Origin of the sequence: Paraburkholderia sp. UCT31 (genome assembly GCF_014397655.1) — a bacterium.
Lineage (GTDB): Bacteria > Pseudomonadota > Gammaproteobacteria > Burkholderiales > Burkholderiaceae > Paraburkholderia > Paraburkholderia tuberum.
In genome coordinates, this window is sequence record NZ_VZQP01000044.1 from 22265 (window position 1) to 45199 (window position 22935).

General features: G+C 62.2%; 22 protein-coding genes and 2 pseudogenes. 10 read left to right on the top strand and 14 right to left on the bottom strand.

The window, feature by feature from the left end; all coding sequences use genetic code 11:
- Positions 1 to 2 precede the first annotated feature (2 nt).
- The 4 genes from F6X40_RS29830 to F6X40_RS29845 all read left to right on the top strand — a co-directional run bounded on the left by F6X40_RS29830 (position 3) and on the right by F6X40_RS29845 (position 2303).
- Positions 3 to 674 carry a 4-carboxy-4-hydroxy-2-oxoadipate aldolase/oxaloacetate decarboxylase gene (locus F6X40_RS29830; protein WP_187630290.1) on the top strand — a complete coding sequence of 224 codons (672 nt, stop codon included), beginning with the start codon at positions 3 to 5 and terminating at the stop codon, positions 672 to 674.
- A 7-nt stretch (positions 675 to 681) separates the two neighbouring features.
- Positions 682 to 1461, top strand: a complete 780-nt coding sequence (locus F6X40_RS29835; RefSeq protein WP_187630291.1) for an enoyl-CoA hydratase/isomerase family protein — start codon at positions 682 to 684, stop codon at positions 1459 to 1461.
- 69 nt (positions 1462 to 1530) lie between these two features.
- Positions 1531 to 1950, top strand: a complete 420-nt coding sequence (locus F6X40_RS29840) for a PaaI family thioesterase (RefSeq protein ID WP_187630292.1) — start codon at positions 1531 to 1533, stop codon at positions 1948 to 1950.
- Positions 1951 to 2006: 56 nt separating this feature from the next.
- Positions 2007 to 2303: a hypothetical protein gene (locus F6X40_RS29845; RefSeq protein ID WP_187630293.1), complete on the top strand. Its 297-nt coding sequence runs from the start codon at positions 2007 to 2009 to the stop codon at positions 2301 to 2303.
- A gap of 176 nt (positions 2304 to 2479) precedes the next feature.
- Here the strand turns inward: F6X40_RS29845 and F6X40_RS29850 are convergent, their stop codons facing one another.
- Positions 2480 to 3316: a transposase gene (locus F6X40_RS29850; RefSeq protein WP_262421587.1), complete on the bottom strand. Its 837-nt coding sequence runs from the start codon at positions 3314 to 3316 to the stop codon at positions 2480 to 2482.
- 244 nt (positions 3317 to 3560) lie between these two features.
- On the opposite strand from F6X40_RS29850, the gene F6X40_RS29855 reads away from it, so the two are divergent.
- From F6X40_RS29855 to F6X40_RS29865, 3 genes and pseudogenes are all read left to right on the top strand, one after another.
- Positions 3561 to 4052: a hypothetical protein gene (locus F6X40_RS29855; protein WP_187630294.1), complete on the top strand. Its 492-nt coding sequence runs from the start codon at positions 3561 to 3563 to the stop codon at positions 4050 to 4052.
- A 504-nt stretch (positions 4053 to 4556) separates the two neighbouring features.
- Positions 4557 to 4691 (top strand): annotated as a pseudogene (locus F6X40_RS29860) (aldehyde dehydrogenase family protein); the annotation flags it as partial.
- A gap of 90 nt (positions 4692 to 4781) precedes the next feature.
- Positions 4782 to 4961: a hypothetical protein gene (locus F6X40_RS29865; protein WP_187630336.1), complete on the top strand. Its 180-nt coding sequence runs from the start codon at positions 4782 to 4784 to the stop codon at positions 4959 to 4961.
- Between the two features lie 58 nt (positions 4962 to 5019).
- Here the strand turns inward: F6X40_RS29865 and F6X40_RS29870 are convergent, their stop codons facing one another.
- Positions 5020 to 6165 (bottom strand): branched-chain amino acid ABC transporter substrate-binding protein, encoded by a 1146-nt coding sequence (locus F6X40_RS29870; RefSeq protein ID WP_187630295.1) that lies wholly within the window; start codon positions 6163 to 6165, stop codon positions 5020 to 5022.
- A gap of 201 nt (positions 6166 to 6366) precedes the next feature.
- Between F6X40_RS29870 and F6X40_RS29875 the strand changes: the two genes are divergently transcribed.
- Positions 6367 to 6564 carry a hypothetical protein gene (locus F6X40_RS29875; RefSeq protein WP_222946196.1) on the top strand — a complete coding sequence of 66 codons (198 nt, stop codon included), beginning with the start codon at positions 6367 to 6369 and terminating at the stop codon, positions 6562 to 6564.
- Between the two features lie 138 nt (positions 6565 to 6702).
- Positions 6703 to 7638, top strand: a complete 936-nt coding sequence (locus F6X40_RS29880; protein ID WP_187630297.1) for a LysR substrate-binding domain-containing protein — start codon at positions 6703 to 6705, stop codon at positions 7636 to 7638.
- Between the two features lie 23 nt (positions 7639 to 7661).
- Here the strand turns inward: F6X40_RS29880 and F6X40_RS29885 are convergent, their stop codons facing one another.
- The 3 genes from F6X40_RS29885 to F6X40_RS29895 all read right to left on the bottom strand — a co-directional run bounded on the left by F6X40_RS29885 (position 7662) and on the right by F6X40_RS29895 (position 12543).
- Entirely contained in the window at positions 7662 to 9341 is a 1680-nt protein-coding gene (locus F6X40_RS29885; protein WP_187630298.1) for a hydantoinase B/oxoprolinase family protein, read from the bottom strand.
- Position 9342: 1 nt separating this feature from the next.
- On the bottom strand, positions 9343 to 11454 hold the full coding sequence (locus F6X40_RS29890) for a hydantoinase/oxoprolinase family protein (RefSeq protein ID WP_187630299.1): 2112 nt from the start codon (positions 11452 to 11454) through the stop codon (positions 9343 to 9345).
- 369 nt (positions 11455 to 11823) lie between these two features.
- Positions 11824 to 12543 (bottom strand): IS6 family transposase, encoded by a 720-nt coding sequence (locus F6X40_RS29895; RefSeq protein WP_187630300.1) that lies wholly within the window; start codon positions 12541 to 12543, stop codon positions 11824 to 11826.
- 63 nt (positions 12544 to 12606) lie between these two features.
- Here F6X40_RS29895 and F6X40_RS29900 point away from each other — a divergent pair.
- Positions 12607 to 13086: pseudogene (locus F6X40_RS29900) on the top strand (transposase); the annotation flags it as partial.
- 423 nt (positions 13087 to 13509) lie between these two features.
- On the opposite strand, the gene F6X40_RS29905 reads toward F6X40_RS29900, so the two are convergent.
- From F6X40_RS29905 to F6X40_RS29945, 9 genes are all read right to left on the bottom strand, one after another.
- Complete coding sequence (locus F6X40_RS29905) at positions 13510 to 15009, bottom strand: amidohydrolase family protein (protein WP_187630301.1); 1500 nt, start codon at positions 15007 to 15009, stop codon at positions 13510 to 13512.
- Positions 15010 to 15046: 37 nt separating this feature from the next.
- Positions 15047 to 15862 carry an ABC transporter permease gene (locus F6X40_RS29910; protein WP_187630302.1) on the bottom strand — a complete coding sequence of 272 codons (816 nt, stop codon included), beginning with the start codon at positions 15860 to 15862 and terminating at the stop codon, positions 15047 to 15049.
- Between the two features lie 25 nt (positions 15863 to 15887).
- Entirely contained in the window at positions 15888 to 16739 is an 852-nt protein-coding gene (locus tag F6X40_RS29915; RefSeq protein WP_262421588.1) for an ABC transporter permease, read from the bottom strand.
- Between the two features lie 6 nt (positions 16740 to 16745).
- Positions 16746 to 17804, bottom strand: a complete 1059-nt coding sequence (locus F6X40_RS29920) for an ABC transporter substrate-binding protein (RefSeq protein WP_187630303.1) — start codon at positions 17802 to 17804, stop codon at positions 16746 to 16748.
- A gap of 140 nt (positions 17805 to 17944) precedes the next feature.
- Positions 17945 to 19141 (bottom strand): ABC transporter ATP-binding protein, encoded by a 1197-nt coding sequence (locus F6X40_RS29925; protein ID WP_262421589.1) that lies wholly within the window; start codon positions 19139 to 19141, stop codon positions 17945 to 17947.
- Positions 19138 to 20490, bottom strand: a complete 1353-nt coding sequence (locus F6X40_RS29930; protein WP_262421590.1) for an amidohydrolase family protein — start codon at positions 20488 to 20490, stop codon at positions 19138 to 19140. The genes F6X40_RS29925 and F6X40_RS29930 overlap by 4 nt, the downstream gene beginning before the upstream one ends.
- A gap of 22 nt (positions 20491 to 20512) precedes the next feature.
- Positions 20513 to 21355, bottom strand: coding sequence for an amino acid ABC transporter ATP-binding protein (locus tag F6X40_RS29935; RefSeq protein WP_410452550.1), 843 nt, complete (start codon positions 21353 to 21355; stop codon positions 20513 to 20515).
- A 4-nt stretch (positions 21356 to 21359) separates the two neighbouring features.
- Complete coding sequence (locus F6X40_RS29940) at positions 21360 to 21986, bottom strand: amino acid ABC transporter permease (protein ID WP_262421591.1); 627 nt, start codon at positions 21984 to 21986, stop codon at positions 21360 to 21362.
- Positions 21987 to 22020: 34 nt separating this feature from the next.
- Positions 22021 to 22878, bottom strand: a complete 858-nt coding sequence (locus F6X40_RS29945) for a transporter substrate-binding domain-containing protein (RefSeq protein ID WP_187630305.1) — start codon at positions 22876 to 22878, stop codon at positions 22021 to 22023.
- Positions 22879 to 22935: the final 57 nt, after the last annotated feature.

The window sequence follows — 22935 nt, forward strand, 5'->3', positions numbered from 1 at the left end:
GCATGAGCGCCATCAAGGAACACGATCAGGCAAGCACGACCCGCCTCGATTTCGAGCACGTCGACGCGAAGGTCGTCGAAGCCGCGCGTAACGTGCCGGCAGCTGCATTGCACGAGGCCGGCGGCAAGATCGGCGTGCTGCCGACTTCGATCAAGCCGGTCGTGCCGGGCTTCAAGATTTGCGGCACGGCGTTCACCGTGCATTCGCCGGGCGGCGACAACCTCTGGCTGCACCGTGCCATCCTTGCGGCCAAGCCGGGCGATGTGCTCGTGGTCTACACGAACGACGCATACGACCATGGCTACTGGGGTGAGGTCATGACCACGGCGGCCAAGGTGCGCGGTCTCGCGGGCCTCGTCATCGACGGCTGCGTGCGCGATGCCGACCTGCTCGAACAGATCGGCTTCCCGGTGTTCTCACGCGGTCTGTCGATTCGCGGCACAGGCAAGGACTACGGCGCGATCGGCTGGCTCAACGCGCCGGTTCTGCTCGGCAACACGACTGTCGAGGCTGGCGACCTGATCGTCGGCGACCGCGACGGCGTGGTCGCGGTCCCGCGAGCCCGTGCGGCCGAAGTCGTCGCAAAGGCCGCGCAGCGCGAAATTGACGAAGCGGCGATCTGCAAGCGCATCGAGGCCGGCGAGACCACGATGCAGATCTACAACTTCCAGTGAACCGACAATGACCTCGAAACCAGCCGCCCGTGCGCCCGGCCTTGCGCCGGAACTGATCCTCACCGGCCCGATGGCGACGATCAAGTTGCGCCGCCCCGACATGGCGAACCGGCTCGAACCGGAAGACCTCCATATCTTGCGCGCCTTCATCCGCGACGTGAACGCGCGGCACGAAGTCCTTGTGCTTCGGATGTGTGCCGAAGGCCGGCACTTTTGCGCTGGCTTCAACATTGGCAGCGTCTCCGACGGTAGCGCGGGCGCGAGCTTCGAGGCGCTCGCTAACGAGCTGGAGAGCGCGCGGCCGGTAACGATCGCGGCAATCAACGGCGGCGTGTACGGCGGCGCGACCGATCTCGCGCTCGCCTGCGACTTTCGAATCGGCATTGAAACAAGCCAGATGTTCGTGCCGGCTGCGCGGCTTGGCCTGCTGTTCTATCGCGACGGCCTGCAGCGCTATGTTTCGAGGCTGGGGCTGAATACGGCAAAGAAGCTGCTGCTTGCGGCGGCGACGTTCGATGCCGCGCAGATGCAAGCCTGCGGCTTCCTCGATACGGTAGTGGCGCCGGACGCGCTGTGCGACGAAGTCGAGCGCCTGAGCGCGGAGCTTGCCGCGATGGCGCCGCTGGCGCTGCTCGGCATGAAGAAGCACCTGAACCGGATCGCGAGCGGCGCGCTCGACGAAGATGAGTTCTGGCGCGACGTGACGCAGGCGGATGCATCGCAGGACCTGCGTGAAGGCGCGCTGGCGTGGCAGGAAAAGCGCAGACCGGTGTTCCGCGGCGAATAGGCAGCAAAGCAATGCGGAGGGCGCTTCGGTTTCGGAGCGCAATCGGCCGCGAAAAAAAGGAGACCAACCATGGAAATCGACGAAAAACAGGCTCTCGCGCACCCGTACGGCACGAACGGCTCGCTGCCGCCGGTGACGACGACGCTTGGCGGGGCATTCCTGTCGCTGGGCGACGGCACGCTTCAGGCGCAGTACGTGGGCACGCCAGCGTTCCTCAACCCGGCAGGTCAGGTACAGGGCGGCATGCTGTGCGCGATGCTCGATGACGTGACGGCGACGCTCGTCACGTCTACTTTGGCTGAGGGCGAGCACTGCGCCACGCTTAGCCTGAACACCTCGTTCTTGCGGCCCGCGAAGCCCGGCCGCCTGATTGGCCGGGCGACGCTGGTGCGCAGGGGACGCGGTGTGTGCAACGTGACCGGAGAGCTGTGGCAGGACGATAAGCTCGTTGCAACGGCGTCGGTGGTATGCATGATCGTCGCGCGTTGAGCCCGGCGCGCGCGTCGGGCCGAACTGTATCGCCCTCCTTATCCATGAAGATGACATTGAACCGCAAGCTTCTTTCGATGATCGCTTTGCTATGGATCGGCCTCGTGCTGATCGGCGCGTTTGGCGCCTGGCAGGCGCGCTCGTCGATGCTCGCCGATCGCCGCGAGCAGTTGCTGACGCTCGTGCAGCAGGCCGAGAGCCTCGCCGGCCACTACTATCGGCTCGCGCAAAAGGTTGCGCTGAGCGACGTGGACGCCCGCAGGCAGGCGTTGGCGGCGTTGGCCGACTGCGCTATGGCAAGGACGCAACTGGTTGCGCGTTTCCGTCCATTGCGAACGGAAGAACTACGATGACCGTTGGTAATCGTGCGAAGCCAGGAACATCGTTGTGAAAAGCGACTGGTATCTCGATATCGGAGTTTGCATTATGATCAGGACCGCGAATGCAACAGGCGTGAGCAATCACGGCGCGTGCCGCAGTCAGTGAAGTGCGAGCCCCGCGCTGGTTCAGCAGTAGTGGCGCAGGTTAATCATCGTATAGGCAAGCGTCTTGAACGCGTAGTGAACGTCACTGATGCGTTCAAAGCGCAGCAGCAGACGGCGGAACTTGTCCTCCCAGGCGAAGACCCGTTCAATGGTCCTGAAGCGCTCCTCGAAGATGGCCGGATCGTAGCGCTGCTGCGGCCCCGCTTCGGTATTTTGCGTCCGCGCGGATTCTCGGGGATGTTCGGGGTCATGCCGCGATTGAAGATCGCCTTGCGGTTGGCCCTGCAGTCGTAAATGCCATCCAGGCTGACGATTGAACCGTGCAGGTCCGCGCCAATGGCGCGGGCCATGGCGGTAAGGCTGGGCAGCGCGTCGCGCAACAGCGGTGATTCGTTGCGGTTGCCGGGAGCGCTGATGAATGGAGCAATGACGTTGCAGTTGCGATCGCACAAGGCCACCACCTTGTCGCCCTTCAGATGCTTGTGCCCGCTATACCCGAGATTGTCGCCGCCTTTCTTCGCCGCCGTCGTGGTGCCGTCGCCGTGGATGACCGAAAGGTCAGGCAGCTGGTCCTGATGAAGTTGCTGCACCGAGCCCGAAAAGATGGCATCGATGCAACCATCGGCCTGCCAGCGACGAAACGTGCGGTAGATGCGCGTATAGTGAATTTCAGGGTGACCTTCTGCATTCCTGTCGATCGGCAGCATCTTCCATTGGCAACCCATGTACAGTGCCTGCAGGATGTAGTTGAAGATCTTGTGCAAGGCCAGCGTGGGGGGAGGTCCGCGACGGCCCAGGCTCAGATGCGGCCAGACAAATTGCTCGAACTGCTCCAGGCGCAATCTTGTTGGAATCTCTTGCCAGCATGGGCTTCGGGTCATTCGCTGCGTCCAGAAATCTGGACTTTAGCCGATCTGGCTACTCTGACCTGATATCCACTCCTGGTGCGGCTTGCAGACAAATTCCACGGCCGTCGAAAACCCGCAACCAGTTGTGCGTATGCGACCGGGATTGAGACACTCGGGGTGCACCTCAGGCCGATTACCGGCGCTCCGTGAACGGTGAAGTCGACGAGCCGCGGCCGCAGGCGCACGCGCACTGATGAATTTTGAAAGGAAAGGCAGTATGGCGATGACAACCGTTTATCAATACCGGGTACCGGGCCAGCCCGCAACAAACCGGCGCGGCGCGCAGCCGCACTATGCGACCCGCGCCGCGATCGAGCACAGCGGCCACGCGCCGCTGCTCGATACCGCTCTCGAGCTGGACGAAAGTCTGCTCGACGCAAATGGGTTCGCACGGCTCGAATACCTGACTTATCGAATCCATGTTAGACATGGTGCGTACGCGGGGTTGACGGCATCCGACGGCGCGCCTGCCAGTGCGCGACTGCAATTGATGGCCGGTGACTATGATGCGCGGCTGACTGCGCGTGTGTTCAATCCGGCCGCTGAAGCGGTGCTTTCCCCATCTTTCCTTCCTCCTTGCGTGAGTTTTACACACTCAGCAAGGGATCCATTTTTTGCGGGCAAGCCCAGACCGACTAGGAGAATCCAGGCCCACAACAGCACATCGACGTTTTATTTCAAGCACAAGATCGGTTGCAGGATGGGCTAGTTGCCGTTGCGTGGGCAGCCATTCGTGCACGACATCGTCGATGACAGTCTCAACCGCGGCGTCTAGTCGCCCGCCTGGTATACGACCGCAAGGCGAAGGCTGCAAAGTGCTAGTCACAGGATTTGCGAGAAAACGGCGACGCACGCGATAGACAGTCGCCCAGTGAACGTTGAGCGATTGCGCAGCTCGTTTCGCCTGCTCTCGGGAGAGCTCACCGTTTCCCAGCGGTCTCAACACTGACGCAATCTTCGCTGCCCGAGCTTCAGTCTCCTCTGAGGAGGCCATGTCTACTCCCATGCGCGGGAAGGACGCGCTAGCAGCATTAAAGAACATGAAATCGACGCTAGCAACGTTAGTGGACAACGTGCCCCTCAGTCGTTGTATCGCTACAACAACGAAAAATTGTTGGATTTGGCACGTCTCTGCCGATAATCATGACGTTTTGTGCCAAATTCAGCGCGAGCAGACTTACTGACATGGCTAGCGGCAATTGTGAGCACCAACAACAACTATGGCGCAGGCGGTGGCGTGGAGTTGCCGTTCGGTGGTGTGAAGGCGAGCGGGCACGGACGCGAAAAAGGCTTCGAGGCTCTGCTGGGTTTCACGAACCTGAAGACGGTGGCAATCAGGCACGGCTGACGCGCGGCGCGTATCGGTTGCACCGGTCGCATCTGGCAAGGGTCCGGCGTACGCACCGGACCTTCTCAATCACTTATCTGAACAACGTAGTTGAGCAGGACCACGGGCCATCAAACGCATCACCCGGCCGATGCTCGGATTCCGTTCTTCTGGGTCGATCCACGCGAGGACCTGATCGTGCTGTTCCTCACCCAACTCCTGCCGTCGAGCGCACACCCGGTGCGTCGTCCGTTGCGCACGCTGGTCTACAGCGCGATCACGGCGTCTTGACCCCTGAGGTCCGCACCTTTGGCAGGAGTAATGGATTGCCTCGCCAGCTTGACGCGCATCAGGACTTCACCGGCACCCACTTGCCCTGCTCAACCTTGAACAGCGTGGTCTTTGGATTCTTTAAATCGCCGAACTGGTTAAACTCCACCGTGCCGAACACACCTTGAAAGGACAGCGTCGAGATGGCCGGGGCAAACACCTTTGGGTCAGTCGAATTGGCCGCCTTCATGGCATTCACGATCACCCAGATGTCGTTATATGCAAACGGAGCAAAGCCAATCGGGTCAGCCCCATACTTGGCACGGAAGCTCGCGAGAAACACCTTGCCTTGCGGAAGTTGGTCCAGGATGGCGCCCTGCTCGAAGGCGTACATTCCTTCAGCGGCCTTGCCGGTACGGGCAAGAAAATTCTTGTTGGCATATGTCGCCCCAGCCACGAGCGCCCCGCGGTAATCCAACTGACGAGCTTGCTTGACGATCAACGCGCCTTCTGCGCCGAGGCACGCGACGAACACCAGATCCGCCTGCTGACCGATGATGTGAGTCAGGACCGCCTTAAAGTCGGTGGCTTGGTCTGAGGTGAATTCGCGGGCTGTGACCTGCCCCCCCTGGGCTTTCACTGCTGCGTCGAATTCGTCGGCCAAACCCGCGCCGTACGCGGTGCGATCATCGATGATCGCAATCCGCTTGGCGTGGAGGGTCTGTACTGCCAGCGCCGCGGCCGCTTCAGCAACCGTGTTATCGGTGCCGTACGGACGAAACAGGAGTTTGAAGCCTTGGTGGGTGATCGTGGGGTTGGACGACGACGGGACAATCTGCACCATCCCGCTTCGGTCGTAAACCGAAGACGCCGCCAGCGTGGTACCCGAGTTGAAATGCCCGACAACCGCGACGACGTTCGAATCGATCAACCGTTGGGCGGCTTGCACCGCCATCTTGGGATCGGCCTGGTCGTCCTCGGAATCGAGCGTGAGCTGCAACTGCTTGCCATGGATCATGATGTTGGCGGCATTGGCCTCGTCGATAGCCAAACGCGCGCCCATTTCCAGATCCTTGCCATAGCTGGCGGATGGACCCGTTAAAGGACCCGCGAAGCCGATCTTGACGGAGCTGTCTTGCGCGAACGCTGCGTGTGCAATTGCTGCGAGACTTAGCGTCGTCAGGCTTTTCAGCACCATTCGCAAAGCCGTCTCAAATGTAGCCATTTTGCAATCCTTTAAAGGTTAAGTGTCCGCGATAAACGGAGTTCACTTCGCGGGGACGTCCCGCCAGCACGGCGTCGACTGGAAGGGTATCTTTTCAAAATCCGTTGTTCACGGAATACTTGCCTGAGCGTGATTTCTGTTTCATTGGTTAACCGTATTGTGGTTACGGTATCTACAAGCCGAATAAATGGCCCGCGAAAGATGGGCAACGGGAAGCGCGGCGCGTTCTCTGTTGCTGGTCCGATTGATCTTCGCGATCCGGAAATCGAAAGACAAACAAGAAAACAATTCAGCCAGGCCAAGCCAGGTTTGTTACGGGTAAACCCTTATCCATCGGTAACGCCGCAACGCGACGACGCCGTCGAGACAATGGAGCTGAATCCGCATACCTGCACATGAATCGCCGGGTTCTGCGGCCGTTTTTTGTTCCACCTATACTCACGTACCGGCGGCCCCGCTGGTCAGTTTCTTCGACTGTTGCGTCGTGCACCCGACCGTCTCGCCAGCCCTCACTCTGAACACGAACACCTGCTGCCCATGCGCTATAGGCTTCCGCCGCTGAACACGTTCCGGATCTTTGAAGCGGTCATGCGCCGCGGCTCGATACGACAGGCTGCCGACGAACTCTGCATTACCCCGCAAGCGGTCAGTCACCAGTTGAAACTGCTCGAAGAATCGCTTGACAGGCCGCTATTCGATCGTCACGTGCGCAGCGTGGCAGCCACGGAATCCGCAGAGATGCTGGTGGAATATGTGCGGCGGGGACTCGACCAGATCTCCGAAGGCGTGACGTTGATCAAGAGGGCACGCGCCACACCCAAGCTGTTTCTGCATGTCAGCCCGTACTTCGCAACCGCATGCCTGATCCGCCACCTTGGTCATTTCACCCGTCAGTTTCCCGAGCTCGATTTCAGAATGTCGATCGGTGTGGACCTGGTGGACTTCGACGATCTCGGCCTCGATGCCGCGATTCACTGGGGTTATGGCGGCAACAGCGATTTCACGGAAGTGCCGTTGATCGAGGACCTGAAGGTACTCGCCGCGGCCCCGGCGCTGCTCAAGCAGAATCCCGTGGAGAAACCCGAAGACCTGCTGAGGCATACGCTGATCTCACCACTTGGCGGTAATAGCCTGTGGCACGACACGCTCGCGCTGCTCGGTATCGAAGAAAGACATGCTCAACCGACATTGCTGTTGCACACGCACAGCGCAATGCTCGAAGCGACGCTCGCGGGTCTCGGCGTCGGCTTCATTTCGTATCTCGATGCACTCACTGAAATCCGTTCCGGCCGGCTGATCGCGCCGTTCGGCGTCGATCTGCTGAGCAGGCTTCCACTCGAAAAAACACCAAAATTTTTCCTGCTCTACAAAAACGACCGCAAGAACTCCGACACCCTGATGAATTTCGCCGAGTGGCTGCTGGAAGATGTATGTCGCGAGGAAATCATCGGCTATCCGTCCAGGTGCCGCTGATCCCATAGCGAAACGCAGCATGCTCAGGTGCGGGGCCGCTGCGTGAAGACCCCGGGATAATCATGCTCGGCCTGCTCCGGGCTCAGATAACCGTATGCGACGTCGCGCTCCACCTGCTCAGCGGGACGCTCCTCCGCCCGGCCATAGCCGCCGCCGCCCGGCAGCTCGAGCACCAGCCGGCGGCCTTCGGGAATCGCCTGGCGGCCCTTGGCACGCAGCGCCGTGCCGTCATCCAGGTGCACCTTGCCCGCCGCCCCATTACCGCCCCCCCGATGGCCGCGTGCGGGAAACGCGACACGGTCGAACATCGCATTCAGGCTGAACTGAAAGCCCTCGCGAGCGCCGATCTCGATGTTCTGACCGAGACCGCCACGCCATCTGCCCGCGCCACCCGAATCCGGCCGCAGTTCCTTGCGCCAGATCACGATAGGGCCAATGCTCTCCGTGACCTCGACTGACATCGTATGCACGCCGCTTGGGAATGCCGTCGCGCTGAGGCCGTCGCTCGCCGGCCGGGCCCCGGTGCCGCCACTGTTGAAGACGAGCAATTCGTTGCGTGTCTCGCGGTTATCGTCGCGCGCGCCCTGAAACTTCATCTGCAGGTTCCACAAGGCGCTCGCGCCTTCGGCGGGGACGATGCCGGGACACATATCCTGCAGCGCACCCAGCACCACATCGGGAATCAGATGCCCGATCACATGCCGCACGGAAACCGGCAGCGGCCGTGGTGCATTGAGAATGCAGTCCTGTGGCGCAATGATTTCGAACGGCCGCAGCGAGGCCCAGTTATTCGGGATGTCCGGCGCAATCGCGCATTTGAGCGCGTAGCACGCATAGGCCTTGGTGTAAGTCAGCGGCACGTTGATGCCATATGTGCTCGGTCCCGACGTACCGGCGAAGTCGGCGAGCATCGCGTCGTCGCGTGCTTCGAGCGTGACTGCCAGTTCGACCGGATGCTCGTAACCGTCCACCGTCATCGCATAGCGATGCTGACCGCGTGGCAGCGCCGCAATGCGTTCGCGGGTCGCGCGTTCGCTATGCTCGAAGATGAAATTCGCGAGCTCTGCCAGATTATCGAGACCGAACTCGTCCATCATCGCTGTCAGCCGTTTGCGGCCGGTTTCATTGCATGCCGCAAGCGAATGGAAGTCGCCGATCACCTGATCCTGCTCGCGCACGTTGCTTTGCAGAATCCCGATGAGATCGGCATTCAGCTCGCCGCACCGGAACAGCTTCATCGGCGGAATGCACAGCCCTTCCTCGTAGACTTCGCCGGCGTCCGGCCCAAAGCCGCGCCCACCGATGTCGACCACGTGCGCAGTCGCTGCGAAAAAGCCAATCGGGTGTCCCGCGCCACGAAATACCGGCGTCACCGTGGTGATGTCGTGCAGATGGCCGGTGCCGAGCCAAGGGTCGTTGGTGACCAGCACGTCGCCGGGCGCAAGTTGATCCGGGCGGAAACGCGCAAGGAAATGGCCGACCGATTCCGCCATCGAATTGACGTGCCCGGGCGTGCCGGTCACTGCCTGGGCGATCATGCGCCCCTGCGCGTCGAACACGCCGGCCGAGAGATCGCCGGCTTCACGTACGCTAGTGCAGAACGCAGTGCGGATCAGCGTAACGGCCTGCTCTTCGACCACCGAAATGAGCCGGTTCCACATGATCTGCTCACGAACATGAATAGTGGCGTTAGTAGTGTTCATGTTATGCATCTCCTTCACGACGACGTTGAATGAGCAGGCAATCGTCCTGTTGCAGGACGACGCAAAAACCCGGGGTGACGAGCGTCGACGTTTCGTCCTCGACGATGATCGCAGGGCCATCGATACGTATGTCGCGCGGCAAGCTTGCGCGCGCATAGACCGCGCAATCGTGAAAGCGGCCGCTCCTCGCATCGAATACCGGCCGGTGTTCGAGCGCGGCAATACCGCCGTGGTCTGGCGCTGCCGAGCCGGCGCTCGGCTCGATGCGCTTGGGACGCGCCTCTACAGTGCGTAAGGAAAGCGCCCAACTGACCACTTCCACGTCGAGCCCTGCCACCTCGTGTCCAAACAGCTGCGTATAGGCCTCGATGAAACTGTGGCGCAAGGCGGCCACGTCGAATGCCGTGAAACGCTCAGCCGCGACGCTGACGGGAATCTCCCAGCCCTGTCCGGTGTAACGCATATAGGCGCGTAACTCGCGTCGCAGTTCGCCTGTGTGGCCAGTCTCGCGCAAAAACGCGGCAACTTCGACGTTCATTTCATCTATCAGCGTGTTGACCATGCCGCTGTCGAATTCGCTCAGGCGCATCACCGCACTGCGCAGCGACTCGTAGCCGAATGGCGTGCGCAGAAAACCGATTGCGGAGCCCACGCCCGCGCCGGGCGGTATCAACAGTTGCGCGATACCGAGCTTCTCGCACAGGCGCGCTGCATGCAGAGGCGCCGCGCCGCCATAAGCGATCATCGTGTATTCGGCCAGCTCGCAGCCGTTTTCGACCGCATGCACGCGGGCGGCATTGGCCATGTTTTCGTCGACCATCTCCGCCACCGCGAAGGCGCCCTGCACTGGATCGCCTTGCAGCGGCTGCGCGATATCGCGCTCGACAGCGCCGTTCGCCGCAGCGGTGTCCAACTGGATCGTGCCGCCTGCGAAGCGGTTCGCATCGAGCTTGCCCAGCAGAAGATCGGCATCGGTGACGGTCGGCCGCCGGCCACCGCGGCCGTAGCAGGCCGGCCCCGGCTCCGAGCCGGCGCTTTCAGGGCCGACGCGCACCTGGCGCAAATCGTCGACATGCGCAATCGACCCGCCGCCTGCACCGATCTCGACCATCTCGATGACGGGAATCGAGATCGGCATGCCGCTGCCTTTCTTGAAACGATAGGTGCGCGCCACTTCGAAAGTGCGCGCGGTCTTTGGATGCTGTTCCTCGATCAGACAGATTTTCGCGGTCGTGCCGCCCATGTCGAAGGAAAGCACCTTGTCGAGCCCGAAGCGGGCCGCAACGTGGCTCGCGTAAATCGCACCACCGGCGGGGCCGGATTCGAGCAGACGCACCGGAAACTCAGCAGCGCTTTTCAGCGACATCAGGCCGCCGCCCGAGTGAATCATGTAGAGCGGACAGCGCATGCCTTCGCTTTCGAGCGCCGTGGCCAGCCGGTTGAGATAAGACGACATCAGCGGCTTGACATAGGCGTTCGCGCAGACGGTGTTGAAACGCTCGTACTCGCGAATTTGTGGCGAAACCTCGCTGGACAGCGATATGGCGACGCCAGGCAAGTGCTGCTGTAGACGCTCGCGCACCGCGCGTTCGTGGGTTGGATTGCGATAACTGTGCAACAGGCCCACTGCCACACTCGGGAATTCAGCGACGCGAATCGCCGCAATGATCCGCTCGAGGCCATCGAGGTCGAGCGGCACGAGCTCGTTGCCTTGCGCGTCCATGCGGCCGCCCACGGCGAAGCGGTCGCAGCGCGGCACGAGCGGCTTGGGCAGTGCGATGCTCAGGTCGTATTGCTCAAAGCGGCTTTCGGTGCGCATCTCGATGACGTCGCGAAAGCCTTCGCTCGTGATGAAGGCGGTGCGCGCGCCGCGCCGTTCGATCAGAGCATTGGTGGCGAGCGTGGTGCCGTGAACGATCGCTCCGATCTGCGCGGGTTCGATCGACGCCTGGGCCGCCGCACGCCGCAGAGCTTCGACAATCGCGCGTTCAGGCTTTTCGTAATCAGTCAGAACCTTGGCCGAGTAGAGTCGGTCGCCGTACTCCAGTGCGACGTCCGTAAACGTGCCGCCAATGTCGACACCCGCCCGAATCGTCTGTTTTCCGTTATGCATGCGCGGCTCTCTTACTGTGAATACGCGGTGGTGCGACAGGAAGCGCGTCGCGGCCTGTCACTGGTTCGATTGATCTTCGCTATTCCGGAATCGAAAGACAAACAAGAAAACAATTCCGCCAGGACAAGCCAAGCTTGTTGCGGGTAAACCCGTATTAACGTGTGGATTCGGTTATTCGCCCGTTTCGCGCCAGAACAAAAAGCGCGCAGGCGCAGGCTCGCGCCGAAGTTGGGCGAAGCAATCGCCCGGCATCTGAGCGCGCGGGGCGCACACATCGACGAGATGCGAAGACTGGGCAAGACCGGCGCGGTGTACGGCTGTGATGCAAACTGGGTAGGCGGGCGAGAAATCGCCCATGTTTCGGAGACCTCAACGAGCTGAAAGAACCGCCATCCAAATCGAGGGCGAAGTGGTATCTTTGAGGTGCATGCTGGTGAGATCGAACTGGCCTTTGCGAATGCGATCCATCAGTTCGATGCCGGAGAGGGTAACGGCGGCGCTGTGGAACCGCTTGAACCCAAGCATCACGTTTACCCGCGATTTGATGTGGCGGTGATCCTGCTCAATGAGGTTATTCAGGTACTTCGAGGATCGCAATTTCGTTCGCCTGGGTAGCGACTCGTCGGTCCTCATCTCGCGGACCGCCCGATGAGATGCCGCGTAGCCGTCCAGCGTAATCGTCTCAGGAGCGCGTCCCTGAGTTCTGATTGCCTTCGCGAAGAACGCCTTTGCTGCCGCCACGTCGCGCCTCGCGCTGAGGCGAAAATCGATCGTCTTTCCCGCTCGGTCAACGGCGCGGTAGAGATAGGCCCATTTGCCGCGAATCTTCACGTAGGTCTCGTCGACTCGCCACGACTGACCGGCTGTCGTAGCCAACCGATTCCAGCGTTTGACGAACTCCGGCGTGTAGCGCTTCACCCAACGCAGGATCGTAGTGTGGGCGAGGGACAGGCCGCGCTCAGCCATCATCTCGACAAGATCACGCAGACTGAGCTTGTAGCGCAGATACCAACGCACGCAAAGGACGATGACTTCGCGGTCGAAATGACGCCCGTTGAACAACCGTTCGAGATCTTTCAGCTTGCTCATTTGGCTCGTGGTCGTCAAAAGCTCAAGAGTAACAGACCGACGCACCGGAATTGCGCCACAACCGTTCCGAAGACGGTGACATCGAGTGCAACGACCCATGGTCGCTTCGGCAAGGAAGACTTCATATACAACGCAACGACGAACGAATACCGGTGCCCAGCAGGCGAGAGGCTCATCTGGCGGTTCTCAACCGTTGAGCGCGGCCTGAAGATCAGTAAGTACTGGAGTTCGAATTGCCAGCAATGTCCGCAAAAAGGGGGCTGCACGCCAGGACCTCAACGTCGCGTGACACGCCGGGAGCACGAAGCTGTTCTTGATGACATGCAGGCGCGACTTGATCATGCACCTGAGATGATGCGCATCCGGCGACAGACTGTCGAGCACCCGTTCGGCACGATCAAGGCATGGATGGGCGCCACTCATTTCCTGACACGGACCCTCGGGCGGGTGGGCACGGAAAAGAGCTTGCACGTGCTGGCGTACAACATGAAGCGGGTGATCAAGATACTCGGTTCAGAAGCGGTTATGAACGCGATGAGGGCGTGCCACCCGCACGGGGTTGTTGTGCTCCGATTTGACGTTCGGGTTGCCGTAACCGACAAGCCGCGAGGTGCGCCGAGACAGGCTTCGTCGATTCCCAGCGGCTGCTCGTTTTGACACAGTCTGGGCCATCAAGGGACATCCATGTCGCCCGATCGAATGACCGAAGGTGGACACACAAACGACGTTAAATATCTGTCCGGGGCATCTTGCCATACCGCCGGCAGGGTTCGGTCCGGGTCCCTGGGACGCGGGAAGCCGCCATTTGCAGGGAGAGCTAACGCCAAGAATAATGGTATGGGCGGCTTGATGACTGGCGATTTCGAGCGGCGAGTTTCTGCTGAACCGGCGATTATCTTGCACCGGTGATTCGTGAGTTGTCTCCACGGATCGGGGCGTACGGCTACCGCACCCTTGGCCGCACCGTCAACCGGGCAGCTTTGCCACGCAGGTCTGCCAATCGGCGTGCAGCGTCTGGGCTCGCGCGTAGACCTTCTCCATTTCCGCTCGCAGTGGTGCGACTGATTCATCGGCGAGGCCAAACTCCGCGCTGAGCGCCTCGTAGGCCGCGCTAATTTCCCGCATTAGCGCGGCTTCATCGACGCGCGTGAGCCGGCCTTGTCGTATGACTGCCTCGCCCGCGACAAACACGCTGTCGATGGCGGCGCCGCGCTCGGCATACACGAGTTGCCGCACCGGATCGGTCAAGGGAGTGAAGCCTACGGTGTCGGTCCGGTAGGCGACCAGGTCGGCGCGATAACCCGGAGCGATCGCACCTAGTTGCCCGCCTAGTCCGAGCGCCGTCGCGCCGCCGATCGTCCCTGCATGTAGCGCTTCGGCGGCCGACAACCAGCGCGAATAATCGTCGCCGCGTATCTTCGACAAAGCCGCGGCGCTGCCAAGCACGTTGAGCATATTGCAGGTGACGGTCGACGCGCAGCCGTCTGACCCGAGACTCACGTTGACGCCCGCGTCGAGCAGCTCACGTACCGGTTGCACGCCGGAGCCGAGCATCAGGTTGCTCCACGGATTGTGCTGGACGCTGACGCCAGACTGCGCCAGGCAGTCGATCTCCGCGTCCGACAGCCAGACCGCGTGGATCAGCGAGGTGCCCGGTTGCAAAAATCCCAATTCGGCGAGGCGCATCACCATGGGCTTTCCATAGAACGCTTGTGCCGTTACCACCTGCAGCCGCGTTTCCTGAACGTGGATGATGACCGGCAGCGCGTGCGTGTCGGCGAACGCGCGGCAACGCGCGAGAAATTCAGACGTGCAGCGCTGCGGCGCCGAAGGTGCGATCAGCATGCCGACCCGGTCATGCAGAGGATGGTGCCGCGCCAACTGGCTTTGCAGCAGCGCGAAGAACGCATCGGGCGAGGGCCGCGGCTGGGCGCGTAGTTGCGCGAGCAGAGCGGGCGGGAAAATTGTGTCGACGTCAGGGAAGTTATCGACGATCGCGCGATCCATCATCGAGAACCCGACGAGCGCGCGAATACCCGCGTCTTCGTAAGCCTGGAAAATCGCTTCGACGATGGCGGGGTCGATGGCCTGCCCAAGGCTCACGTCGTCGACCAGGGTGGTCGCGCCGCTGCGCAGCGACTCGAGCGCACCGATCAGGGTCCGCAGGTAAACCTGGCGCGGCGTCAGCTTGACCGGGCGGGGGGCGCGCACGTAGTGCATCCACAATTCGAGAGGGAGGTTTTCGAGCCGACCCTTATGAAAATGCTCGTGCGAATGTTGATGGCCGTTGATGAGCCCCGGCACCAGCAGGCAGTCGTCAAGGGGCACGCACTCTCCGTCGGTCGCGCTGCCGCCCGGCTCGACTGCGGCGATGTGCTCGCCTTCGATCACGACGTCGACGCGCCGAGGCTCATAACGCTGCCCGGCGCCGTGTAATGCTCTGACGTTGGAGAGGATCTTGCGCAAGGATTTCACCCGGTTGAAGGAACGTTAGCTGCAGGGGCTAGCGGAACTGCCGCGACAATCCGGCGAGCCGCTCCATCAGCAGCATGGAGATCAAGGTGACGACAATCAGCACGCCGGAGGCCGCAGCCGCCCGCACGTCGAGGCTGTCCTCGATGATGTGCCATAGGTGGATGGGCAGCACTTCTGAGCGGGCGTCCGACAGGAACAGCGACAGCGCGACATTGTCGAACGAGTTCATGAACGCAATGAACGCCCCCGACGCGATGCCGGGTACCAGCGCCGGCAGCACGACGCGGCGAAACGTGAACCAGCCGCCTGCCCCGAGGCATTTCGAGCTGTCGAGTAGCGCTGGATCGAGCTGCGCGTAACTGGCCGACGTGGTGTACAGCACATAGGGCGCGCACAGGGCGATGTGTCCGGCGAGCAGGCTGTAGAACGACAGGCCGGCACTTTCCAGGTTGAACAAGATCAGGATACCCAAACCGAGCGCGAGTGACGGGATGGTCAGCGGTGCCATGAAAAAAGAGTCGAGCAGTCGCGCAGCGAGCGTGCGGCGGCGTGCCAGAGTGACCGCGGCCGCCACCGCCAGCACGGTCGCACAGGCGGTCGCGGCGGCGGCGAGCCTCAGGCTTAGCAGCAGGTCGTCGATGATCTCGGGCGAATCGAAGATCAGTGCGTGATACCACCGCAGCGAGAACCCCGGCGGCGGAAACTTCAGCGAGTAGCCCGACGTGAGCGAGGTTATCAGCACGATCAGCGTGGGCCCGATCAGCATCAGGAGTCCGATGCCGCCGATCGCTCCCATCACGGCATTGAACGACAAGCGCCCAGGCCGGGTGCGGCGCGTCGGCATGACCTGCGCCGCGGCGGCGGTGTATTTAGCCATGGACAAATCCCCGGGTCTTGCGGCCGAAATAGTTGAGCAAGGTCACGACCAGGAGCACGCTCAACAGCAAAATCACAGCGAGTGTGGCGGCAAATGGATAATTCTGCGTCTGGATCGCCTGCTCGTAGATGTAGAACGGCATGTACATCAACTGGCCGCCCCCGACCAGCGTCTGAACTACGAACGCGCTGACCGCGCCGGTAAATACCAGCAAGGTGCCGCTGAGCAGGCCCGGCATGGCGAGCGGCACCGTGATCTTCCACCAGGTGCACCAACTGCTCGCCCCCAACGCGTGCGATGCCTCGGGCAGGCGCGTGTCGAGCGATATGAGCGTGGTGACGAGCGGTAACACCATCAACGGCAATTCAATCTGCGCGAGCGACAGGATAACAGCCAGCGGTGTATACAAGAGCCGCACCGGTTCGCCCGTTCGCCCGAACGCCACGAGTAGCGCGTTGACCAGCCCTTCATTGCCGAGGATCACGACCCATGCAAACGTGCGGACCACCGAGCTGGTCAGAAGCGGCAGAAGAATCAGCACCATCAGCAGACGCCTCCACCGCGGCCGGCTCACCACGTACAGATGGGCGACGGGATAGCCAAGTACGATCGTCGCAAGCGTGGTTGCCACGCCCAGCATGAGCGTTTGCCAGAGGATGCCCCGGTTATAACTGTCGCCAAAAAACAGCAGGTATTGGCGCATGCCGAAATGCGTCATGGCGGTGTCGCTGTGCAGGCTGATCAACGCGACGAGTGCGAGCGGCACGCCCACAAACGCGACGAAGAACAGGCCCAGCGGCAGCACGAGCAGCCAGTCGCGTGACATCCGGTGGTTCGCGTTCATGATGCGTCAGGCCTTGACCAGACGGTTGAAACGGTCAATATACTCGGCACGGCGCGGGTTGATCCGTGCCCAGTCCACCTGTACGAACGAGGCCATTTCATTTGCGTTATGGGCGATGGCGGCGAGCGCTGCGCCGAACGGCACTTTCGTGTTGGTTGGCGCAACATAGTAAGGCGCAGCCGTCATCTGCTGCTGCACTTCTACACTCAGCGCGGTGTTGATATAGGTCGCGGCGAGATCCAGCGCCTGGGTGTTCTTCACGATATTCATCGTGCTGCGCACCATTCCCCAGTTGCTCTCCGGTCGCGCGAGCGCGATCGGTACGCCCTTGGCCTTGAGTGACTCGACGTTGTTGATGTAGTGGCACGCAATATCCACCTGACCTTGCTGGAACAGCGTGCCCAGTGCGCCGGGATTGGCAGCGACCGCGCCGACGTTGGGCATCAGGCGCTTGATGTAATCGAATGCCAGGTCCATGTGGTCTTCGTCGCCGCCGAGCATCTTGGCGAGCGCCACCATCCATACCGTGCCCAAGGTCGAGTCGAGACTCACGAGGCCGACGCGGCCCTTGAATTCCGGCTTCAGCAGATCGTTCCAGGATTTCGGCGTGCTCTTCACGCGCTCGGTGTTGTACGCAATGCCATACACCTGCGCGGACACATACGCGCCGAGGCCCTTCGGGTCGATGAAGTGAGCGGGCAGATTCGCGAGGTTCGGCACGCGGGCCGCCGGAATGGGTTCGAACACGCCTTGCGCGATGCCCTGCAGGTAGGGTCCCTCGTCCATCATGACCACGTCGAATGGCGGATTGTTGCGCGCGGCCACCAGTTTGGTCAGGGTGTCGAGCGCCTGGGAGGCAGTGAGCACGGCGTTGACACCCGCAGCCTTGCGAAACGCGGGCAACAGGATCTTGCGTTGTGACTCTTCCCACGCGCCAGGAAAGGTGGTGGCCGCGAGGGACTCGGAGGCAGCCATGGCAAGCGGGCTGCCGAGCGACAGGCCAACGGCCCCAGCCGCTCCCATCAGTTGCAGGAGCTTGCGACGTTGGTGATCGATCAGCGACATAGGACCTCCGGATGAACGGTTGAAGTGGATAGACGGGTGATAGGGAAGAGGGCGACGTGCACGCGCCGCGGACAGGATCGGCGCCGTACGGCGTCGCTGCCGCGCGCGCTCGGTTGGATAAAGACAGACGTGAGCATCCGCTAAACGCCGGCGGCGCCGTGCGTCGGCGCACTGAAGGTGCGCACCCGCGCATCCGGTTTGAAATCGAGCGCCACGCGCAGGCGTGGCTGCAAGGCGGCACCCTCGGCACGTGGGAGCGATATCTTCACGGGCTGCCCAGCATCGGTCTGCAGATCGACAACCAGCGTTGGGCCGATCGGCATGGCCAGTTGAACGGTAGCAAGCAACTGCCGCGCGTTGGCGCCAGGCTGTGGCAACTGCCACTCCCATTGTTCGGGTCGAACCGCCAGCAACGCCGCGCCGGGATCGCGCCACGGGCCCGGCTGGGGAACGGACAGCACGGCGCCATCGGCGAACTCTGCCAGGCACTGGTTGCCATCCAGGCGCAGCGTCACCGGCAGCAGGTTTGCGGTGCCGACGAAGGTGGCGACGAACGAGGTGGCGGGCTGGTCGTAGATCGCGACCGACGTGTCGTATTGTTCGAGACGCCCGCGATTGAGAACCGCGACCCGGTCGGCCATGCTCATCGCCTCTTCCTGGTCGTGCGTCACCATCACGGTCGTGATGTTCAGTTCGCGCTGCAGACGTCGGATTTCGATCTGCATGTCGAGTCGCAGGTTTTTGTCGAGGGCCGCAAACGGTTCGTCGAGCAGCAGGATGCGGGGTTCGACGGCGAGTGTGCGGGCCAGTGCAACACGTTGTTGCTGGCCGCCCGACAACTCGCGGGGATAGCGCTTCGCAAGCGCATCCATGCGGACCATCTCGAGCATCTGCATGGCCTTGTGCGCGGCGTCGCGACGGGCCGCACCGTTGGCTTCCAGACCGTAGGCCACGTTCGCGGCCACCGTCATGTGCGGAAACAGCGCGTAGTTCTGGAAGACGATGCCCACACCGCGCTGGCGCGGCGCGAGGCCATCCACGCGTTGTCCGCCAATATGGACTTCGCCCTCGGACTGCACCTGCAGACCGGCGAGGATACGCAGCAGGGTACTTTTGCCGCACCCCGAGGGGCCAAGCAACGCAACCAGTTCGCCGGCCGCAACCTCGAGGGTGACGTCTTCGATGACGGGCACCGCTGCGAAGCGGTGTCTGATGCCGCGCATCTGCACGGCAGCACCAGCTTGTGAAGTGCTGGCGCGTGGAGGCGCAAATGCGGCGGCCGCGACGCCTGTGCCGCCGTGCTTCGCCTGCGAACCGATACTGTGCGGCGTGCTCATGCGCTGGCCCTTTTCCATAATTGCGCGGCGGCGTGTTGTGCGGCGGCGATGACCGCATCGGCGTCGCAACGGGTGGGAGCGCCGCCGTCCACCACGATTTCTCCATCCACGATGACCATCTCCACATCGCGCCCGAGTCCCGTATGCACGAGCGTGCCCAGCGGATTCGGGTGCGGTGTCAGATGCGCGCGCCGGAAGTCGAATACGGCGAGGTCCGCGAGCCAGCCCGTCTGCAGCCGACCCAGTTGGTCGCCCAGGCCCATCGCAAGGGCGCCGTTATGGGTGGCCATCGCCAGCGCATCGGCGGGCTGCCAGTCGGGGGCGACCTCGTCCAACTGGATGCGCGCGATGGCCAGCGCCCAGCGCATGACCTCGGTCATATCCGCGTGCATGTTGTCCGTGCCGAGCGCGATGCGGGCGCCGGCGGCGCGCAGGCGCGGCGTCGGCGCCATCGTCCCCCCCGTCGCGTTGCCCTTTGGAATGTGTGCGACCGTAATCCCGGCGCGTCCGACGCGCTCGATGTCGCCGTCGTCCAGATACAGACAGTGCGCCGCCACCAACCGTTCATTGAGCAGTCCGACATTGTCGAGTAGCTGCGCCGGGCTTTTGCCCGAACGCCGTTTCACTTGCCCGACCTCAGTGCGGCTTTGCGCGAGGTGAGTTGTTACGCCAAGGTCATGCGCGCGTGCCGCATCGGCGATCAGACGCAGAAAGTCGTCAGAGCAGGTATCCGGTGCGTGAACGGCCAGTTGCACGCCCGTGCGGCCGTTGTGCTTGCGATGCCAGCGCGCGGCGAGCGTCAGTGCGTCGTTGAGCGTACGCTCCCCGGTCGCGGCATGGTATTCCCAGCGCCCGTTCGCCACGCCGGAGAAATCGACGTCGTGAAGGCGTCCGCATGAGAACACGCGCAAGCCAAGGTCGGCCATTGCCTCCATTGTGAGGTCGGCATGAACATAGCTATCGTTGATCAGCGTCGAGCCGAACAGCATCGCTTCGAGCGCGCCGAGACGAGCCAGCGCGACCGCTTCGTCCGGGCGCACGTCGTGGCCGTGCGGAATGCCTGGCGTGTACGCGGGCGCGAAGCCCAGATCTTCGGCTACACCGCGCACCATCGTCAGAATGGCGTGGGTATGCACGTTGACATAGCCCGGCACGATAAGGCGTCCGCCTAGCCGTCGCGTGGTACGCGCGCGCGTTTGCAGGCTCAGGTCCTGCGCGCGGCCGACAAAGGCAAGCCGGTTGCCGCGTATGCCGATGGCCGCGTCATGTAACACCGGCTGGGCGGGGTCCATCGTCACAACGGTGGCATCCAGCAACAGCAGGTCAAGGTCGACAGGTAGGGCAGTCATTAGTCAACTCATCCGGTTCAGTTCAGGTGTGCAGGTGCTGCAGGAAACGCTGGGTGCGTTCTTCGCGCGGACGGCCGAAAACGTCGCCGGGCGCGCCTTGCTCGACGATCGTGCCGCCATCCATGAAGACGACCCGATGGGCGACGTTGCGCGCGAAGCTCATTTCGTGTGTGACGACCATCATCGTCGTACGGGCTGCGGCGAGATCGCGCATGACTTCGAGGACTTCGTTGACCAGTTCTGGATCGAGCGCCGAGGTGGGCTCGTCGAACAGGATCATTTCCGGCTCCATCGCGAGTGCGCGGGCGATCGCCACCCGCTGCTGCTGTCCGCCTGACAGTTGCGCGGGTCGCTTGCCGACGTGCGGGGCAAGCTGGACTCGCTCCAACGCCTGTTGCGCGCGATCCCGAGCTGCATCGCGCGACAGCCCCAGCACGCGCTGCGGGCCCGCTGCGACGTTGTCGAGCGCACTCAGATGAGCGAACAGGTTGAAGCGCTGGAAGACGAATCCGAAACGGCTGCGTTGCCGGGCGAGTTCGGCCTCGGGTAGCGCACGGCCGTTTTCGGACAGGCCGATGCGCTGACCGCCGAGTCGGATCGTGCCGTCGTCAGGTTTCTCCAGGAAGTTGATACAGCGCAGCAGGGTGGTCTTGCCCGAACCCGAGGGGCCGATCAGCACCACCGTCTCGCCATGCCCCACTTGTAGCGAGACCGAGGGCAGCACGACCTTGTCGCCGAAGCGCTTATGCAGTTGCTCGATGGCTAGCAGCGGTGAACCGGCGGCTTCACGCTCGCGCACAGCGGCGAGCGCCGCGGGTAGCTCGGGGGCGGTGATGATGGAAGACATGGTGGGACCAGAGTTCATGGAATCAGTATTGCGGCAGCCGCCGCTCGAGGTAGCGCGACAGCCACGCAAGCGCCGAGATCAATGCGTAGTAGTAGAGGGCGATCAGCAGGAAGATCTCGAACGGCGAGAAATATGTCGCTATGATTTCTTGCCCGGCGTGTGTGAGCTCGTACACGGAGATCGCAGAGAGCAGCGCTGAGCCCTTGATTAGTGAGATCAGCTCGTTGGTGAGCGGTGGCAGAATGCGCCGCCACGCTTGCGGAAAGAGCACATGCACAATGATCTGGCCATGGCGCATGCCGATCGATTGGGCCGCCTCGGTCTGGCCGCGATCGACGGACTGCATGCTCGCCCTTACGATCTCGCAGATGAACCCGCCGGCATTCAGGCTCAGTGCGATGACACCGGCCCAATATTCGTTGAAGTTGATGCCGATGACCGGCAGCGCAAAATAGACGAGAAAGATCTGCACCAGCAGCGGCGTGCCGCGCACGAAATCGACATACGCCAGCACCGCGATACGGACCGCCCTGAAGCGGCTAAGCGCACCAAAGCCCAGCGCGAAGCCGAGCACAATGCCGATCGCGATTGCCGCGAGGCAGACCTTCAGCGTAGCGAGCAGGCCGACCGCGAGAATCGGCATGGCCATGACAATAATGCTCCAGTCCATGGGCGCCGGGCTCTCAGGTAAGCGCCGGAATCGCGTCCGGCAAATTCATGTCGAATCCAAACCACTTCTGCTGCAGCGCATGCAGCGTGCCGTCGCTCCTGAATTTGCGCAGTTGCTGATCGATAAAGCCGATCAGCGCGGTGTCGTCGGTACGCGCCGCGATGCCTGCCCAGTTGTCCGCGCCGATACCCTTGACGATCGCGTATTTTCCTGGTGCATTCTTGAGCACGAGCGCGAGCGTCGGCAGGGTATTGAGCACACCGTCGACTTTGCCTTCGGCCAGCGCAATATAGGCGGCCGGATGGTCATCGAAGGTTTTCACTTCTTTGAAGCCCGCTCCGGCAGCCGCTTTCAATTGAGCGTCGAGCTTCGGCTCGAGCGTCTGACCCGGTGAACCGAGCTTGAGCCCCAGCACCTTGCCGTTCATCCCGGCAAGACTGGTCACGCTCTTCTGATCTGCTGCCCGAATCAGCAACGCCTGCGACGCTTCGACGTAAGGCACCGAGAAATCAACGTGTTTTTCGCGCTCGGCCGTATAGCTCAGACTGCTCATGACCAGATCGAACTTCTTCGTATAGAGCGACGGAATCACACCCGCCCAGACGGTGTCGACAAACTCCGCCTTGACGCCCAGATTGCGGCAAAACGCGTTGGCAAGATCGACGTCGTAGCCAATCATTGTGCCGTTCGCGTCGCGATAGGTCAGCGGCGGATAGGTCGCTTCGCAGCCGATGCGCAGGACGCCGGACTTCTTGACCTCGTCAAGCGTGAGCCCGGCAGCCAGCGCAAAGCGGGGCAAACCGATCGACACCAGGGCCGCGCCCACGCCGGCACGGTAGAGGAATTGGCGACGCGAAAATCGTTCGGACATCAGGCTCTCCAGAGAAAATCAAGGTACCTACGAGTTAAGACAGCGTGCGAGACGCAG

Coding starts and splice junctions, on each gene's coding strand:
- F6X40_RS29880 (WP_187630297.1), top strand. CDS start 6,703: ATGCGCTATAGGCTTCCGCCGCTGAACACGTTCCGGATCTTTGAAGCG.
- F6X40_RS29945 (WP_187630305.1), bottom strand. CDS start 22,878: ATGTCCGAACGATTTTCGCGTCGCCAATTCCTCTACCGTGCCGGCGTG.
- F6X40_RS29830 (WP_187630290.1), top strand. CDS start 3: ATGAGCGCCATCAAGGAACACGATCAGGCAAGCACGACCCGCCTCGAT.
- F6X40_RS29910 (WP_187630302.1), bottom strand. CDS start 15,862: ATGCCGACGCGCCGCACCCGGCCTGGGCGCTTGTCGTTCAATGCCGTG.
- F6X40_RS29870 (WP_187630295.1), bottom strand. CDS start 6,165: ATGGCTACATTTGAGACGGCTTTGCGAATGGTGCTGAAAAGCCTGACG.
- F6X40_RS29925 (WP_262421589.1), bottom strand. CDS start 19,141: ATGAGCACGCCGCACAGTATCGGTTCGCAGGCGAAGCACGGCGGCACA.
- F6X40_RS29890 (WP_187630299.1), bottom strand. CDS start 11,454: ATGCATAACGGAAAACAGACGATTCGGGCGGGTGTCGACATTGGCGGC.
- F6X40_RS29875 (WP_222946196.1), top strand. CDS start 6,367: ATGGGCAACGGGAAGCGCGGCGCGTTCTCTGTTGCTGGTCCGATTGAT.
- F6X40_RS29895 (WP_187630300.1), bottom strand. CDS start 12,543: ATGAGCAAGCTGAAAGATCTCGAACGGTTGTTCAACGGGCGTCATTTC.
- F6X40_RS29885 (WP_187630298.1), bottom strand. CDS start 9,341: ATGAACACTACTAACGCCACTATTCATGTTCGTGAGCAGATCATGTGG.
- F6X40_RS29920 (WP_187630303.1), bottom strand. CDS start 17,804: ATGTCGCTGATCGATCACCAACGTCGCAAGCTCCTGCAACTGATGGGA.
- F6X40_RS29935 (WP_410452550.1), bottom strand. CDS start 21,355: ATGAACTCTGGTCCCACCATGTCTTCCATCATCACCGCCCCCGAGCTA.
- F6X40_RS29930 (WP_262421590.1), bottom strand. CDS start 20,490: ATGACTGCCCTACCTGTCGACCTTGACCTGCTGTTGCTGGATGCCACC.
- F6X40_RS29915 (WP_262421588.1), bottom strand. CDS start 16,739: ATGAACGCGAACCACCGGATGTCACGCGACTGGCTGCTCGTGCTGCCG.
- F6X40_RS29835 (WP_187630291.1), top strand. CDS start 682: ATGACCTCGAAACCAGCCGCCCGTGCGCCCGGCCTTGCGCCGGAACTG.
- F6X40_RS29850 (WP_262421587.1), bottom strand. CDS start 3,316: ATGACCCGAAGCCCATGCTGGCAAGAGATTCCAACAAGATTGCGCCTG.
- F6X40_RS29840 (WP_187630292.1), top strand. CDS start 1,531: ATGGAAATCGACGAAAAACAGGCTCTCGCGCACCCGTACGGCACGAAC.
- F6X40_RS29855 (WP_187630294.1), top strand. CDS start 3,561: ATGGCGATGACAACCGTTTATCAATACCGGGTACCGGGCCAGCCCGCA.
- F6X40_RS29940 (WP_262421591.1), bottom strand. CDS start 21,986: ATGGCCATGCCGATTCTCGCGGTCGGCCTGCTCGCTACGCTGAAGGTC.